The 14,832-nt window shown below is 67.1% G+C and carries 16 protein-coding genes; 1 reads left to right on the forward strand and 15 read right to left on the reverse strand.

All coding sequences use genetic code 11. The features are described from left to right. Window positions 1-6: 6 nt before the first annotated feature. The 3 genes from GGR61_RS03140 to GGR61_RS03150 all read right to left on the reverse strand — a co-directional run bounded on the left by GGR61_RS03140 (window position 7) and on the right by GGR61_RS03150 (window position 4,141). On the reverse strand, window positions 7-2,973 hold the full coding sequence (locus tag GGR61_RS03140) for a ligand-binding sensor domain-containing diguanylate cyclase (protein WP_184620416.1): 2,967 nt from the start codon (window positions 2,971-2,973) through the stop codon (window positions 7-9). Window positions 2,974-3,066: 93 nt separating this feature from the next. Next, the gene (gene fliR / locus GGR61_RS03145) at window positions 3,067-3,858 is read right to left on the reverse strand and encodes a flagellar biosynthetic protein FliR (RefSeq protein WP_184408594.1); all 792 of its coding nucleotides are present in this window, start codon (window positions 3,856-3,858) and stop codon (window positions 3,067-3,069) included. A gap of 13 nt (window positions 3,859-3,871) precedes the next feature. Further along, on the reverse strand, window positions 3,872-4,141 hold the full coding sequence (locus tag GGR61_RS03150) for a flagellar biosynthetic protein FliQ (RefSeq protein ID WP_005917968.1): 270 nt from the start codon (window positions 4,139-4,141) through the stop codon (window positions 3,872-3,874). Between the two features lie 79 nt (window positions 4,142-4,220). Here GGR61_RS03150 and GGR61_RS03155 point away from each other — a divergent pair, with 79 nt between their 5' ends. Beyond that, a complete protein-coding gene (locus GGR61_RS03155; RefSeq protein WP_184620561.1) occupies window positions 4,221-4,448 on the forward strand; it encodes a hypothetical protein in 228 nt (75 codons plus the stop codon). 196 nt (window positions 4,449-4,644) lie between these two features. Here the strand turns inward: GGR61_RS03155 and fliP are convergent, their stop codons facing one another. From fliP to fliE, 12 genes are all read right to left on the reverse strand, one after another. Then, window positions 4,645-5,484, reverse strand: a complete 840-nt coding sequence (gene fliP, locus GGR61_RS03160) for a flagellar type III secretion system pore protein FliP (protein ID WP_184620417.1) — start codon at window positions 5,482-5,484, stop codon at window positions 4,645-4,647. Between the two features lies 1 nt (window position 5,485). Further along, complete coding sequence (gene fliO / locus GGR61_RS03165; protein WP_184408592.1) at window positions 5,486-5,893, reverse strand: flagellar biosynthetic protein FliO; 408 nt, start codon at window positions 5,891-5,893, stop codon at window positions 5,486-5,488. Then, window positions 5,890-6,228, reverse strand: coding sequence for a flagellar motor switch protein FliN (fliN, locus tag GGR61_RS03170; protein WP_184408591.1), 339 nt, complete (start codon window positions 6,226-6,228; stop codon window positions 5,890-5,892). The genes fliO and fliN overlap by 4 nt, the downstream gene beginning before the upstream one ends. Continuing rightward, window positions 6,225-7,238, reverse strand: a complete 1,014-nt coding sequence (gene fliM, locus GGR61_RS03175) for a flagellar motor switch protein FliM (RefSeq protein WP_184408590.1) — start codon at window positions 7,236-7,238, stop codon at window positions 6,225-6,227. The genes fliN and fliM overlap by 4 nt, the downstream gene beginning before the upstream one ends. 10 nt (window positions 7,239-7,248) lie before the next feature. Then, on the reverse strand, window positions 7,249-7,797 hold the full coding sequence (locus GGR61_RS03180; protein ID WP_184408589.1) for a flagellar basal body-associated FliL family protein: 549 nt from the start codon (window positions 7,795-7,797) through the stop codon (window positions 7,249-7,251). A gap of 165 nt (window positions 7,798-7,962) precedes the next feature. Continuing rightward, on the reverse strand, window positions 7,963-9,255 hold the full coding sequence (locus tag GGR61_RS03185) for a flagellar hook-length control protein FliK (protein ID WP_184620418.1): 1,293 nt from the start codon (window positions 9,253-9,255) through the stop codon (window positions 7,963-7,965). Beyond that, the gene (gene fliJ, locus GGR61_RS03190; protein ID WP_184408587.1) at window positions 9,252-9,707 is read right to left on the reverse strand and encodes a flagellar export protein FliJ; all 456 of its coding nucleotides are present in this window, start codon (window positions 9,705-9,707) and stop codon (window positions 9,252-9,254) included. Before fliJ ends, GGR61_RS03185 begins: the two co-directional genes overlap by 4 nt. Before the next feature lie 3 nt (window positions 9,708-9,710). Then, entirely contained in the window at window positions 9,711-11,093 is a 1,383-nt protein-coding gene (gene fliI, locus GGR61_RS03195) for a flagellar protein export ATPase FliI (RefSeq protein ID WP_184408586.1), read from the reverse strand. Next, complete coding sequence (locus tag GGR61_RS03200) at window positions 11,090-11,710, reverse strand: FliH/SctL family protein (protein WP_184620419.1); 621 nt, start codon at window positions 11,708-11,710, stop codon at window positions 11,090-11,092. The genes fliI and GGR61_RS03200 overlap by 4 nt, the downstream gene beginning before the upstream one ends. Further along, complete coding sequence (gene fliG, locus GGR61_RS03205) at window positions 11,707-12,696, reverse strand: flagellar motor switch protein FliG (protein ID WP_184408584.1); 990 nt, start codon at window positions 12,694-12,696, stop codon at window positions 11,707-11,709. Before fliG ends, GGR61_RS03200 begins: the two co-directional genes overlap by 4 nt. Window positions 12,697-12,706: 10 nt before the next feature. Continuing rightward, entirely contained in the window at window positions 12,707-14,431 is a 1,725-nt protein-coding gene (fliF, locus tag GGR61_RS03210; RefSeq protein WP_184620420.1) for a flagellar basal-body MS-ring/collar protein FliF, read from the reverse strand. A 13-nt stretch (window positions 14,432-14,444) separates the two neighbouring features. Continuing rightward, window positions 14,445-14,816: a flagellar hook-basal body complex protein FliE gene (gene fliE / locus GGR61_RS03215; protein WP_006449786.1), complete on the reverse strand. Its 372-nt coding sequence runs from the start codon at window positions 14,814-14,816 to the stop codon at window positions 14,445-14,447. Between the last annotated feature and the right edge of the window lie 16 nt (window positions 14,817-14,832).

Consider the following 14,832-nt stretch of genomic DNA (forward strand, 5'->3'; position numbering starts at 1 on the left):
CCGCAGTCAGCTGTCGCTGCCCTCGGATCCGGCAGATGCCAGGTGCTCGGTGTCGTAGTCGATGCGATTGCGGCCGTTGCGCTTGGCGCTGTACAACGCGGCATCGGCACGGGCGAGCAATTGCTCCAGCGTCTGGCCGGGCTGGAACCAGGCGACGCCGATCGAACAGGTCACCTGCAGCAGGCCGCCGTCGATGCGGTAGTCGCCGCAGATACCGCGATGCAACGCGTCCAACCGATGCGTGGCCTCGTAGCCCAGGCCTGGCAGCAAGGCGAGCAGTTCTTCGCCGCCGTAGCGGCCGATCCGGTCGTCGCCGCGGACCAGCGCATCCAGCCGACGACCGACTTCGGCCAGCACTGCATCGCCGGCCAGATGGCCGTGCTGGTCGTTGACCAGTTTGAAGTAATCCAGATCAATCAGCACCACGGCCAGCGGCCGTGCGACCGCATCGGCGCGTGCGAGCATGCCGCGCAGTGCGTGCAGGATGCCGGCGCGGTTGAGCAAGCCGGTGAGTTCGTCGTGGCTGGCCTTGAGCGCGAGTTCGGACCGTGCCGCTTCCAGATCGCGCTTGTCCTGCTCCAGTTCGGCGGTGCGTTCGGCGATCAACTGTTCCAGTTCGCGCTTGCGCCGCAGCAATTTGTGCGTGCGCCAGCGCAGCAGCAAGACCACGGCCGCGACGGCCAACAGCAGGTAGCCGGCGAGGGCAGCGATGCTGCGCCACCACGGTGGACGGATGACGAACTGAAAGCGCGCGATCGGGCTGGCACTGCGTTGATAGGCATCCAGTGCCTGCACTTCCAGCGTGTAGTCGCCTGGTGGCAGCAGCGGATAGGTCAGGTGGCTGAGCGAGGACGTGGTCCAGCGTGCCTGATGGGCCTTGACCCGGTAACGGAAGCTGATGCGGTCGGCGCCGCCTTCCACGCCCGGCGTGCTCAGCTCGATATCCAGCGGCGTTTCCGACCAGGCGAGCGACGCGCCGGCATGCACGATCCGGGCACCACGCCGGACCTCGGCGATGTCGACCCGCAGCGGTTGCGCGGCGAACAGCCGTTGCGGGTCGCGCAGATGGCTGAGCCCCCGGCTGCTGCCGATCCAGATGCTGCCGTCGTCGTCTTCCAGAAAGGCGTTGGACGACATGTCGTCCCATAGCAGCCCCTCGGCGCGGGTGATCCGCGACCAATGGCCGTTCTGGTACAGATCCAGCCCCTGGCTGCTGCCCACCCACAACCGCCCCTTGCGGTCGTGGCGCAGGATGAAGGGCATGATTCTGGAAATAAGCGGGTCGTCCACCACCTGCAACAGCAGGCTGCCGTCGGCTTGCAGGCGGCCGTGCCACAGGCCGGTGTCGCGCAGCGACAACCAGATTTCGCCATCGGGCGCGAAGTCGATCTGGAGCATGTCCTGGCTGGGCAAGCTGCCTCGCACGGCAATCTTCACCCAGGTAGTGCCGTCGCGGCGATACAGGCCATCGCCGGTGGCCGCCCACAGCCGGCCCTGGCGATCAAACTCGATATCGCCGATGAACTTGCCTTCCATTGCCGGTTCGGGGGCCAGTGCATAGGGCGGGGCGGCCTGGCCGCGGACCAGGCCGCGCGGTGTCGCGATCCACACCGCACCGACCTTGTCGAACAGCAATTTGTAGCCGGGTCTGGGCAAATCCATCACGTTGCGGGTCACCCCGGTGAGCGGATCGCGCCGGGCAATGGCGCCTGAGTAGTACGACACCCAGGCCGCACCATCGGGCGCCACGGTGATGTTCAGTGCCTGCGACAACACTGCACCGTCTTCCAGCAGCCATGGCCGCGCATGCGTGGCATGCCGCTCCAACAGGCTGGCGCCACCGTCGGCACCGACGGCGAGCAGGCCGTCGGGCAGGCGCTGCATGGTCCAGGTCGGCGCTGGCGGCATGCCTTGCGCTTCGGTCAGGTGCTCGATGTTGCCGTAGCCCAGCATCCGCTGCAGGCCCAGTCCGCGGGTGCCGATCCATAGCGTGCCGTTGCTTTGCAGCAGCAACGGGCCGACCAGAGCTTCCAGCTGCAGGCCCTGGTCGGCGCCGATATCGGTCCAGTGCGTGCCTTCCCAGCGCACCAGGCCGTGATCGGACCGGGTCAGCATGCGTCCGCGCGCGTCTTCCACCATCGTGGTCGAGCCGGACAGGGTGTTGAAACTGTTTTCCGGATTGGCCGGATGGTCGGTGAAATGGCTGGCGCCGGGGTCGCGCGAGACGAGCTTGCCGCCACCGCGCAGCCACAACCGTCCGCCCCGTTCGCGGAAGATCACCCGCCAGCGTCGCGCCGGCACGCCATCGGCTTCGGACAGCGCTTCGACCACCGTGCCGCGCGCATCCAGGCGACAGACCCCGGCATCGCACGGTACCCAGAGGAACTGCCCGTCGGCCAACAGCGTGGTGCCCGGCGCGCGCAGCTTGCCGTCGGCGGTGCGCACCGGCAGCGGTTGCACCTGCCAATGGCCGTCGGCCGCTGGCGTCAGTGCCAGCAGCGCGCCGTTGCTGACCACGGCAACCCCGGTGCGGTACGCCGCGATGACGTTGCCGGCGTCGGCACGGATGCGTTTGCCGTGATCCAGTACCTGCACGAACTGCTCGCCGTTGCGCACGAAGACGCCGTTGGCGGTGGCCACCCACAGGCGCCCGGCATGATCCAGCGTCAGCGCCCGCGTGTAGCGCGCATCCAGCCCCTGATCCTGGCCGACCGGAATGAAGCGATCACGCTCGAAACGGTGCAAGGCCAGTTCGGTCGCCACCCAGACCGCACCGCGGCGGTCTTCGACCAATCCGGTGATGCTCATGCCTTGCAGACCATCGCTCTGCGCGTAATCGCGGAAGCTGTAGCTCTGCGCGCGGGTACTCCCGATGCCCGCCATTGCGAACGCGACCACGAATAGCCCACGACAGACCCAGGACGCGATGCGCTGCGGCGCAGGAAGGGCGAACAGCACATGCAGCTTGAACATCGGTCCCCGTTGGATGGGTAGGTGGTTGAGACGAGTGAGCATCAATGATTCAGTGGGATTGACGGCTTGTCGATCACAAACTTGAGATGCAGACTACGCGGTCAATTCTCTGGCTGCATCGAAGGCCGTGTCGAACAGGCGCTGCACCGGCGGTGCGAATTCGCTTGCGAAGCTGGACAGGAGAAACAGACCCAGCAGCACGGTCAACGGCAGGCCCAACTGCACCGGATTCAATGCCGGCGCCGCCTTGGCCAAGGCGCCAAATGCGAGGTTGACCGCCAACATCGCCACCATCATCGGCAACGCCAGGGTCAGCCCGCCGCGCAGGATCTGCAGGAACAGCGTCGGTGCCACCTCGGCGAACGCGGAAGCATCGGGGATGGCGGTGCCGATCGGCAAGGCCTTGTAGCTGTCCACCAGCAGCGCGATCACCGCCAGGTGACCATTGGCCGCGAAGAACAGCAGCCCGAATCCGATGTAGAACCACTGTGCGATCACGCCGGAGGTCACGCCCCGCAACGGGTCGGACATCTGCGCGAACGACAGGCCGGTGGACTGCGACACCAGCTCGCCGGCCAACGCGCCGGCCTCGAAGATCAGCTTGAGCATGAAGCCCATGCTGGCGCCTACCGCCAGCTCGCGCGCCACGCTCAGCACCGCCTGCGCGGTAAAGCCGTCCCACTCCGGGACCGGCGGCAGCAGCGGCGCCAGCACCATCGACAAGGTACCGGCCAGCATGACCCGGACCCGTCCGGGCACCGCGCGGGTACCGATCAACGGCATCGCGGTCAGCAGCGCGCCGGTGCGCAGCATCGTCCACATGATCGCCCCGACCATCGCAAACGCGCGCTGGCCATCGATCACCATCTGGGTTGCAGAATCCATCCGATCGCGTCCGCTAACCGATCAGATGCGGAATGCGCTGAAACAGCGCAATGGTGAACTCCACCAGATGCCCCAGCAGCATGCTGCCGGTGGCAAACAGGGTGGCCGTCAACGCGACGGCCTTGGCGACGAAGGCGATGGTGGGTTCGTTCAATTGGGTGGCGGCCTGCACCACACCGATCACGACACCGACCACCAGCACCGCCAGCAGCATCGGTCCGGCAATCCACAGGACGGTGACCAGGCCACCACGCAATTCAGTCAGGGCGATTTCAGGGCTCATGGGTGTGGTGATGCAAGTGGGGTGCCAAAGGGTGGGATTGGGGATTTGGGATTTGGGAGTGGGGAGTGGGGAGTGGGGAGTGGGGATTCGTTGGTGGGTCGGAGTGGGGCGGTTTTCGGTGGTCGCATACGGCTATCTGTTTGCATCACGCGCCGCCTTGAAAATTCTGTCGCTGTCGCTGTCGCTGTCGCTGTCGCTGTCGCTGTCGCTGTCGCTGTCGCTGTCGCTGTCGCTGTCGCTGTGCTCTTGCTTTGCTTTTTTGCTGTTCGTTTTTCGGGCCCCCATACCGCAGCGGCAAGCCGGGTAGATACAACCCGCAGGGCGGCGCGCATGGATGCGCGCCGCCCCTGCGGGGTTTGACCCAGCCGACCTGCCGCTGCGGTATGGGGCCCCGGAAGCGAAAGCCGGAGCCAGGAGCAAAGCCAGGAGCAAAGCTTGGGGCGCGATCAAGGCGATGGGGCGGTCGCTAGGCGACGGTATGGCGCGGCAGCCAGGCCTGGCGGCTACGACGCGTTGAAGCTCGCCGCCAGCGTGCCCACCACCAACACCCATCCATCCACCAGGATGAACAGCAGGATCTTGAACGGCGCGGAGATCAACATCGGCGACAGCATCATCATGCCCATCGACATCAGCACGCTGGCGACCACCAGATCGATGATCACGAACGGAATGAAGATCAGAAAGCCGATCTCGAACGCGGTCTTCAGCTCGCTGGTCACGAACGAGGCCACCAGCACCGGGAACGGCACCGCGTCCGGGCCGGCGTATTTGCCGTCGCCAGCCATGCCGGCGAAGGTCATCAGGTCGGTCTCGCGGATCTGCGCCAGCATGAAGGCGCGCAGCGGCTGGGTGGTGAGCGTCCAGGCGGTCTGGAAGTCGATCTGGTTGTTGAGGTACGGCGACAGGCCGGTGCCCCACATCTTCTGCCACACCGGCATCATCACCAGCGCGGTCAGGAACATCGACAGGCCCAGCAGCACCTGGTTGGACGGGGTCTGGCCGGTGCCCAGCGCCTGGCGCAGCAGGCCCAGCACGATGGTGATGCGGGTGAAGGCGGTCAGCACCAGCAGCATCGACGGCAGCAGGGTGATCGCCGTCATCAGCAGCAAGGTCTGCAGCGGCAGGCTCACCGGTTGGTCGCCGATGCGGCCGACGCTGACGTTCGGCAACGACGGCAATTGATTGGAGCCGGTCGCCGCCGGTGTCGCGGCAGGCGCGGCGGCCTGGGCCATGGCCGGCAAGGCGGCAGGCGTGGCGGCCGCCAGCAGCGGGCAGCTCATCACCAGCAGGATCAACACCAGGCGCAGGCTGCGCCCCCAGCGATTCCAACGACTGAACATGTCACGGGTCCTTGCGCAGCTTCTGTGCCAGCAGCTGGGCGAAATTGGGGAGTTGCTTGAAGTTGGGCAGGGTGGGCGCAGGCGCGGTCGGCAGCGGTTCGGACAAGGTGTGCAAGGTGTTGATGCCGCCGGCGGTGACGCCAAGCAACAACTGCTGGCCGTTGACCTCCACCACCACCACGCGTTCCTTGGCACCCACCGCCAGGCTGGTCACCATGCGCAGGCCTTCGGTGTTGCGGAAACCGCTGCCGGGCATGCGCTTGAGCAACCAGCCCAGGCCGACGATCAGCGCGAGCACCAACAGCAATGCAAACACTGCGCCAAACAGGCTGGGCGAGGACGGCGCCTGCGCACCGACCTGGGTGGCCTTGGCCGCGACGGGCGCGGCAGTGGCCAGCAGGCCGATCACCGCAGCCTCCGGATCCGTTCGCTGGGGCTGACCACGTCGGTCAGGCGGATGCCGAAGCGGTCGTTGATGACCACCACTTCGCCATGCGCGATCAGGGTGCCGTTGACGTACACGTCCAGCGGTTCGCCGGCGCCGCGCTCCAGTTCCACCACCGAGCCCTGGTTGAGCTGCAGCAAATTGCGGATCGGGATGCGCGCGCGGCCCACTTCCAGCGACAGGGTCACCGGCACGTCCAGGATGACGTCCAGGTTGAGGTCGGTGGCATTCAGATCTCGGTCGGCCTGCAGGCTGTCGAAGGTGGCGGGCGAGGCGTCGAGGATGTCGGAATTGATCATTTGCTGGGGTCCTGGGATGGAACGGCACGCGGGGCTTGCACGCCGGGCGGGCGTACGGCGGTGATCTTGACGGCGTTGTTGCCGTTGGAGACGCCGAATTCGCCGGTGAACAACGGAATCTCTTCCACGCACAGCGGCACCTGGGCGGGCAGGTCGATCGGCAGGATGTCGCCGACCTTCAAACCGGTGAGCTGACGCAGACTCATGCGCTTGCTGGCCAGCACGCTGGACAGCGTCACCTCGGCAGTGTCCAGCTGCTCGCGCAGCATCACGTTCCAGGAGTCGTCGCGGTCGTTGCGATCGCTCTGGATGCCGGCATCGAGCAATTCGCGGATCGGCTCCAGCATCGAGTACGGCAGGGTGATGTGGATCTCGCCGCCGCCGCCTTCCAGTTCGACGTGGAAACGGCACACCACCACGTACTCGCGCGGGGTGACGATGTTGGCGAAGTGCGGGTTGATCTCGGAGTTGATGTACTCGAAGTCCACCTCCATCACCGGCGCCCAGGCTTCCTTCAGATCGGCGAAGGTCTGCTTGAGCATCAGCTGCACCACGCGCATCTCGGTGGCGGTGAATTCGCGGCCTTCGATACGGGTGTGATAACGGCCGTCGCCACCGAAGAAGTTGTCCACCACGGTGAACACCAGGGTGGGTTCGAACACGATCAGGCCGGTGCCGCGCAGCGGTTTGAAGCGGATCAGGTTGAGGTTGGTCGGCACATACAGCGAGTGCATGTACTCGTTGAACTTGATCAGGTCGATGCCGCGCACCGACAGGTCGGCCGAGCGCCGGATCAGGTTGAACAAGCCGATGCGCCACAACCGCGCGAAGCGCTCGTTGACCATCTCCAGAGTCGGCATGCGACCCCGGATGATGCGGTCCTGGCTGGACAGATCGTACTGGCGCGCCTCGCCGGGCAGGGCGTCCGGCTCGGTATTGACCACGCCCGAATCGACGCCGTGCAGCAGGGCATCGATCTCGTCCTGGGAAAGCAGATCACTGACGCTCATGGGGCAGGCCTTACTGGGTAACGAAACTGGTGAACAGCAATTCTTCGACGCACTTCTTGCCGGTCTCGCTGGTCATCACCTTCTGCGCTTCGGCGAGCGCGGCTTTCTGTAGCTTCTGTTTGCCGACCAGGTCGGCCACGTCGGTGGCCTTGGTCTGCGACAGCAGCATCAGCAGATGCGCACGAATGGCCGGTGCGTTCTCGGTGATGAGCTTGAGGTCTTCCGGGTCGCGGGTGACCAGCTGCACCTCGACCTGCAGGTACTGCGGGCCATCGCCGGGGTCGGCCAGGTTGACCACGATCGCCGGGTCCATCGGGAAGTACTGAGCCGGCTTGGGCACCTCGGCCACCTTGGGTGCGGCATGCTTGCCTCCTTTCTCATCGCCCTTGTGGCCGAAGAAGAACCAGGCGCCGCCACCGGCAGCGGCCAGTACGACGACGCCAACCGCGATCAGCAGAAGCTTCTTGCCGCCCTTCTTCTTTTCGCCCTTGTCGTCTTTATCTTCGGTTTTCTTGGGTTTTTCGGCGGCTGCCACAGTCTGCTCCAGGGGAATGCTCACCCTGTGGATGCAACTGGCATGCCAAACACGCGCCAGTTTCCTGGCGCACGGCCGATCGAAACGCAAAAACCCCCGCAAGCCTTGCGTTGCGGAGGTTATGACGCGTCGCCGGGGATTGCCGACGCGCGGTTGTCAGCGGCGCCGGAGCATGTCTGGCGCGCCACCTCAGGCGTAGGCGTCCAGCAATCCACGCTGGCGTAACACTACCGACGGAATTCCGACGGGCGGGCTGTCTTCCAGGCTGAGTCCAGTGCCGTCGCCGTTGCCGCCGTTGCGATTGCCCGACTGGCCTTGCTGCTGCTGGCCCACATCGGCCTGGCCGAGCTGAAAGCCGTTCTGTCCCAGCATTTCGCGCAGGCGCGGCAGGCTCTGTTCCAGCGCCTGCCGCACGTCGGCATTGGCCGAGGTGAAGCTGGCGTTGACCTTGTCGCCGTCCAGATGCAGGCGCACCTCGACCGGGCCCATCTCGTTCGGGGTCACCTTGATGTGGGCGTGGCCGATCTTCTGGTCGGCCAACCAGCTCATGCGTGCGCCGATGGCGTCGTCGAAGGTGTCGCTGCCCATCTCCGGGGTCGGGGTGGGCGAGGCGCTGAACACCGGCGCCGGGTCCTGCGCGCGACTGAGCGAAGCAACCGTGGCGGTCGGCAACACGAACGCCGGGGCATCCGGTCCCGTCGGGGCGGCGCTGTCGTCGGTGGACGGGGTCAGCGCCTTCGCGGCCATGCTCATCAACGCGGCGGTCTGGGCATCGCTGCTCAGCGCCGTGGCGGACGTGGGCTTGGCGCCGGCGGTCGCCGCCGGCGCCAGCGCACCCAGTGAGGGCAGGGCGTTGCCGCTCGCTCCCGTTGCGGTGGGTGCGGCGGCATCGGTGGGCAATGCGGTGGCGGTCGGGGTGGTGCCGGTTGCGCCGGCCATGCTCGCGGTCAAGGCCGCTGCCGCGGCCGCCAGCACATTGCCGCCCGGCAGCGCTTGCGCCAGCAGGCCCATGCCGAAGCCGCCCAGGCCCGGCGGCGGCCAGCTGGAATCGGTCGCGGTTGTCGCTTCAGCCGGCGCGTCCTCGCTCGCGGTCGTGGACTTGGCGTTCTTGCCGGTTTTGGCGGTACCGGCCGCAGCGCCGCTGTCGGCGGCAGCCGGCTCCTTGGCGGAGCTGGACTTGGCGGCTTTGGCATCACCCTCCTGCGCACGCGGGCGTGCGGTGGCATCGCCCGGCGCATCGTCGCCATGGTCGTTGTCGTCGCGCTGCTTGCCGGACTGGTTGGGCTTGGGCGCGGCCTGCTTGGCCGGCACCCGTTCGGGCGCCTGCGGCGGGGCCTGGTTCGGCGTGTTGGCCGGATTGAGCATGCGCGCGAACGGGTCCTGGCCCGCATCCGGTTCGGACGAGGGGTCGCTGTAGCTGGATTTCTTGCCGGTGCTGGTGAGTGCGCCGAGGCCGGCTGCAAAAGCGGACAAGGGGTTCATGCGGATTCTCCGTGGGTATCTTCGCTGCGTGACAGGCGCGAGCGGCGCGCGCCGAGGTCGTCCATCTCACGCTGGTCGCGGCGCTCGATCACCTTGTTCTCCTGGGCGCGGTAGCTGGCTGCCAGTTGCTCCAGCACCTGTTTTTCGCGGCTGGCCAGCAGCAGGCGGGTGCGCTCGGCTTCCACCTTGTTGCGGTTGCTTTCCACCGTCTGCGCCTGCTGCACCACGGCGCTGTCGAGCCGGTCCAGGAAGGCGCGGCGGTTGGTCAGCGCGGCGGCGCTGGTGCCGGCCATGTGGCTGTTGGCGTATTCGTCGGCATAACGGCGCAGTTCTTCCAGACGCGATTGGTGCGTCTCCAGCGCGCGTTGGCGCTCGGCCAGATCGCGGGCGACCTTGTCTTCCTGCTCCTGAGCGCGGCGCAGCAGGGGGTCGATCCGTTTGGACTGCATCATGGATTAGTTCTCTGGTTCGACCAGCCGCTGCAACGCGGACAGGCTGTCGGGCAGGTCGGCGGCCTTGTGGACGTCCTGGCCGAGGAATTCGACGATCTCCGGCCAACGCGCCAATGCTTCGTCGGTGGCCGGGTCGCTGCCGCGCTGGTAGGCGCCGATGGCGATCAGGTCGCGGTTGGCGGTGTAGGCCGACAACAGCCGCTTGAGCTTGCGGATGCGCAGGCGCCAGGTGTCGTCGGCAATGTCCTGCACCACGCGGCTGACCGAGGATTCGACGTCGATGGCCGGGTACAGGCCGCTGTCGGCAACCCGACGCGAGAGCAGGATGTGGCCGTCGAGGATGGCGCGTGCGGCGTCGGCGATCGGATCCTGCGGGTCGTCGCCTTCGGTCAGCACGGTATAGAACGCGGTGATCGAGCCCCGGCCCTTGGCGCCGTTGCCGGCACGTTCCACCAGCGCCGGCAATTTGGCGAACACCGACGGCGGGTAGCCGCGGGTGGTCGGCGGTTCGCCGACCGACAGGCCGATCTCGCGCTGCGCCTGGGCGAAACGGGTCAGCGAATCCATCAGCAGCAAGACGTTCAAGCCCTGGTCGCGGAACCATTCGGCAATGGCGGTGGCGCGGTAGGCGCCGTGCAGGCGGGCCAAGGGCGGGCGGTCGGCCGGAGCGGCCACCACCACGGCGCGGCGCAGGCCTTCCTCGCCCAGGGTGCTTTCGACGAAATCGCGCACTTCGCGGCCACGTTCGCCGATCAGCCCGACCACGATCACGTCGGCCGAGGTAAAGCGGGTCATCATGCCCAGCAGTGTCGATTTACCGACACCGGAGCCGGCGAACAGGCCCACGCGCTGGCCACGGCCGATCGGCAGCAGCGCGTTGATCGCGCGCACGCCGACATCCAGTGAGGTGGTGATGGGTTCGCGTGCGAGCGGGTTGATCGACACGCCGGCCATGCTGACGCTGCCTTCGCCGCGGATCGGGCCCTTGCCGTCGAGCGGGGTGCCGTCGCTGTCGATGACGCGGCCAAGCAGGCCTTCGCCCACTTCCACGCCGCCGCGCCGCCGCGAGGGCACCACGCGGGCATTCGGCAGCAGACCGTGCAGTTCGGCGCTGGGCATCAGGTAGGTGCGTTCGCCGGCAAAGCCGACCACTTCGGCATCGACCCAGCCGCCATCCACTTCGACCTTGCAGGTGGCACCCATCGGCGCTTCGCAGCCGGTGGCTTCCAGGGTCAGGCCGACCGCGCGACGCAGGATGCCTTCGCGGATCAGGGTGCGGCCGGCAGTCGGCTCCAGCCCCAGCCCGCTCAGGCGGGTGGCCAGGCGCAGGTTGCGCGCGTCCAGCCAATCGGCCGGGGCTGGGGTGGCTTGCAACAGGTCGCTCACAGGCCCGCTCCGGATTTGCGCATGACGGTCTCCAGCGCGGCCCGCAGGCGCGCATCCAGGGTGCCGTCCACGCGCACGCTTTCGGCGTGCACGCGCAGGTCGCCACGGCTCAGGCTCAGGTCGGGGGCCACGCGGGTGGTGCTGCTGGCCGCCAGATGCGGGAGTAGTGCGGTGATGTCGTCCGGGTGCAGGCGCACTTCGACCTCGCGCCCGGTACCGCCGACCGCATCGATGGCTTCGTGCACCAGGTCCGAGAGCAACTGCGGGTCGGCCTGATAGGCACGGCCCACTAGCGAGCCGGCGATGCGCACGGCCAGCTCGCCGAGCGCGCCGACCACTTCGTTCTCCAGCCGCGCCAGCGGGCGAGTGAAATTGTCCAGGATGCCGTCGATCTGCGCGGTCAGGCGGCGCACTTCGGACTGGCCCTGGGCAAAGCCTTCGGCATGGCCGCGCGCGAACCCTTCCTGCTGGGCGGCGTCTTCGATGGCCTGGATCTCTTCCAGGGTCGGCGGGCGCAGCACCGGCTCGTAGACGGCCGGTTCATCGAATTCGGCTTCCGGCAGTGCCGGCGCCATGTGCAGGTCGGGGGCCAGCCAGCGGGTGACGATATCGTTCATACCATCGCCTCCGCACCGGCACCGCCGAGGCTGATGGCGCCTTCGTCAGCCAGGCGGCGGACGATGGTGAGGATTTCCTTCTGCGCCGCTTCCACGTCGGCCAGGCGTACCGGGCCGCGCGCTTCCATGTCCTCCAGCAGGATCTCGGCCGCGCGCTGGGACATGTTGCGGGTGATCTTCTCGCGCACCTTGACGTCGGCACCGCGCAGGGCCAGGCCCAGGCGTTCGCCGGAGACTTCGCGCAGCAGCGTCTGCAGGCCGCGGTCGTCCAGATCCACCAGGTTGTCGAACACGAACATCAGGTCCTGGATCTTGCTGGCCAGGTCGGCGTCGATCTTGCCGATCTCGCCCAGCACGCCCTGGTCGGCGCCGGTGTCCAGGAAGTTGAGGATGTTGGCGGCGACCTTGATGCCGCCCACGTTGGACGACTTCAGGTTCTGGTTGCCGGAAAATTGGCGCTCCATGATGTCGTTGAGCTCGCTCAGCGCATTGGGCGGGATGCCGTCCAGGGTGGCGATGCGCAGCAGTACGTCGGCGCGGGTACGCTCGGGCAGCAACTTCAACGCCTCTGCGGCCTGGTCGCTGTCCAGGTGCGCCATGACGATGGCGATGATCTGCGGGTGTTCGTTGCGCACCAGGTCGGCGACCGCGCGCGGGTCCATCCACTTCAAGGTGTCCAGGCCGGTGGTGTTGCGGCCGAGCAGGATGCGGTCGATCAGGCCACCGGCCTTGTCCGCGCCCAGCGCCTGGATCAGCACGTTGCGGATGTAGTCGTCGGCGCCCACGCCCAGCGAGGTCTTGCCGGCCAGCTCGCCGTTGAAGTCGTCCATGACCCGCTCGACCTGGTCGCGCGAGATACCGGTCATGGTGGCCATGGCGATGCCGATCTTCTGCACCTCCTTGGGGTCCATGTGCTTGAGCACTTCGGCGGCGTCGCTTTCCCCAAGCGACAGCAACAGCACCGCAGCACGCTGCACTCCGGTCATCGGTGGTGTATCAGGCTTCACTGGCGACCCATCCCTTCACGACTTGTGCGACACGTTTTGAATCGGCTTTCACGGCTTCACGCGCTACGCGCATGCGTTCTTCGTAGGCGTCCGGCAGGGCGATCGCAACCTTACGGTCCTGGCCAAGCTGGGCGGTGTCTTCTTCCAGGCGGGGTAACAGATCGTCTTGGTCGACCATCCGCACGTCGGCGCTCTGTGGAGTGCCATCCTTGCCAACCTTGCCTTGCTTGTCCTTGACCGGGGTCACGCCGGTGAGCTGACGCAGGGTGGGGCGCACCACACCGAACAGCAGCGCCAGCACCACCACCGCACCGACCAGCAGGCGCAGACCGTTCTGCACGCGCGGGTCTTCCCACCACTTCGGGCCTTCCTCGCCCGCAACCGCTTCCCGCACGAACGGGGCATTCATCACCGACACCGTGTCGCCACGTGCCGCGTCGAAGCCTACCGCCTGCTTGACCAGGCCCTCGATGCGGGTGAGCTCGGCGGCGGTGAGCGGCTGCTCGACCATCTTGCCCTTGGCACCGGGGCGCGGGACGTTGTCCAGCAGCACCGCCACCGACACCCGCTTGATGCGGCCGGCCGGCTGACGGGTGTGTTGCAAGGTTCGGTCCAATTCGTAATTACGGGTGGCGCTCTTGGAACTTTCGGTCGGCGCGGCAGATGCGGCGGCCTGGCCGTTGGCGGCGGCCGGGGTACCCGGCGCGCCAGCGGTGGCATTGGCAGCCGGCGGCTGGCCGGGGCTGTTGCTGGTGGCGCCGGGCGGGCCCTGTGGGCCGGTGGCGCTGCTGCTGGAATCGCTGACCTGCTCGCTGCGCAGCTTGGCCGGCTCGCCGTTGTAGAGCTCGCGGGCTTCCTCGACCACCGAGAAATCCATGTCCACGCTGACTTCCGGGTTGACCCGGCCCGGGCCGGTCATCGGCTCGAGCAGTTCGCGGATGCGCTGGTTGTAAGAGCTTTCCTGGCGACGCACCTGTTCGAACTGGGCGGCGTGCTGGGCAGCGTCGCTGTTGGGATCGGCGATGGAGAGCATGCGGCCGCTCTGGTCGACCACGGTCACGCGCTCGGGGGTCATGTCCGGGATGCTGGACGCCACCAGATTGACGATGGCATCGACCTGATTGCGCTCCAGACCCTGGCCGCCACGCAGTTCCAGCACCACCGAGGCGCTGGCTACATCGCGCTGGCGGGTGAAGGCGCTGGGCTTGGGAATGGCCAGATGCACCCGCGCCTCGCGCACCGGGCGCAGGGTAGCGATGGTGCGCGAGAGTTCGGTTTCCAGCGCGTGCTGGTAGCGGGCGTTCTCCACGAACTGGCTGACGCCGAAGCCCGGGTCCTTTTCCATCAGCTCGAACCCGCCGCCGGTTTCCTTACCGGTCAGGCCGGAGCCGGCCAGCTTCAGGCGCGCGTCGTACAGACGGTCCTGCGGCACCGAGATGGCGCCGGTGCCCTGGTCGATCTTGAACGGGATCTGCGCGGTGCGCAGCAGGTCGGCCGCCTCGGCGTTGCCCTTTTCGTCCAGGCCGGTGTACAGCGACTGGTAGCCGGGTTTTTGCGACCAGAAGAACACCGCCAGGCCCGCACCCACCGCCAGGGCGATCATCGCCATCATGGTCAGCTTGCGGGTGATCTGCAGGCTGCGGACACGGTCGAACCACTGGCCCGCCTTTTCGGCGTTCTGGTTCATGTTTTCTTTGGTGATCGCGAGAGCCATGTGTCGTCAACCTTTACAGCGGCATGTTCATGACGTCCTGATAAGCCTGGACGAGACGGTTGCGGACTTCCACGGTGGCGCGGAAGGCCACCTGGGACTGCTGGGAGGCGACCATGACCCGCGCCAGATCGGCACTGGGGTCGCCCATTTCGAATGCTTTGGCCAGCGCGCCGGACTTCTGCTGGGCCTCGTTGACGCCGCCGATGGCGCCGCGCAAGGTCTCGCTGAAGCTGGGCGCCTGGGTGGCCGGCGTTCCCTGCGTGCCGGCCAACCCCTGGATCTGATTGCCGCGCGCCGCATCGCCCACCGCGCCCATGGGGCCTTGGCCCATCTGCGTCTGGTAGCTGCGGATCTGCGAAAGAATCGAGGTAACGGAATCGCTCATGGGTGCGGTCAGCCAG

It is taken from the genome of Xanthomonas sp. 3058 (assembly GCF_014199765.1).
Classification (GTDB): domain Bacteria; phylum Pseudomonadota; class Gammaproteobacteria; order Xanthomonadales; family Xanthomonadaceae; genus Xanthomonas; species Xanthomonas campestris_B.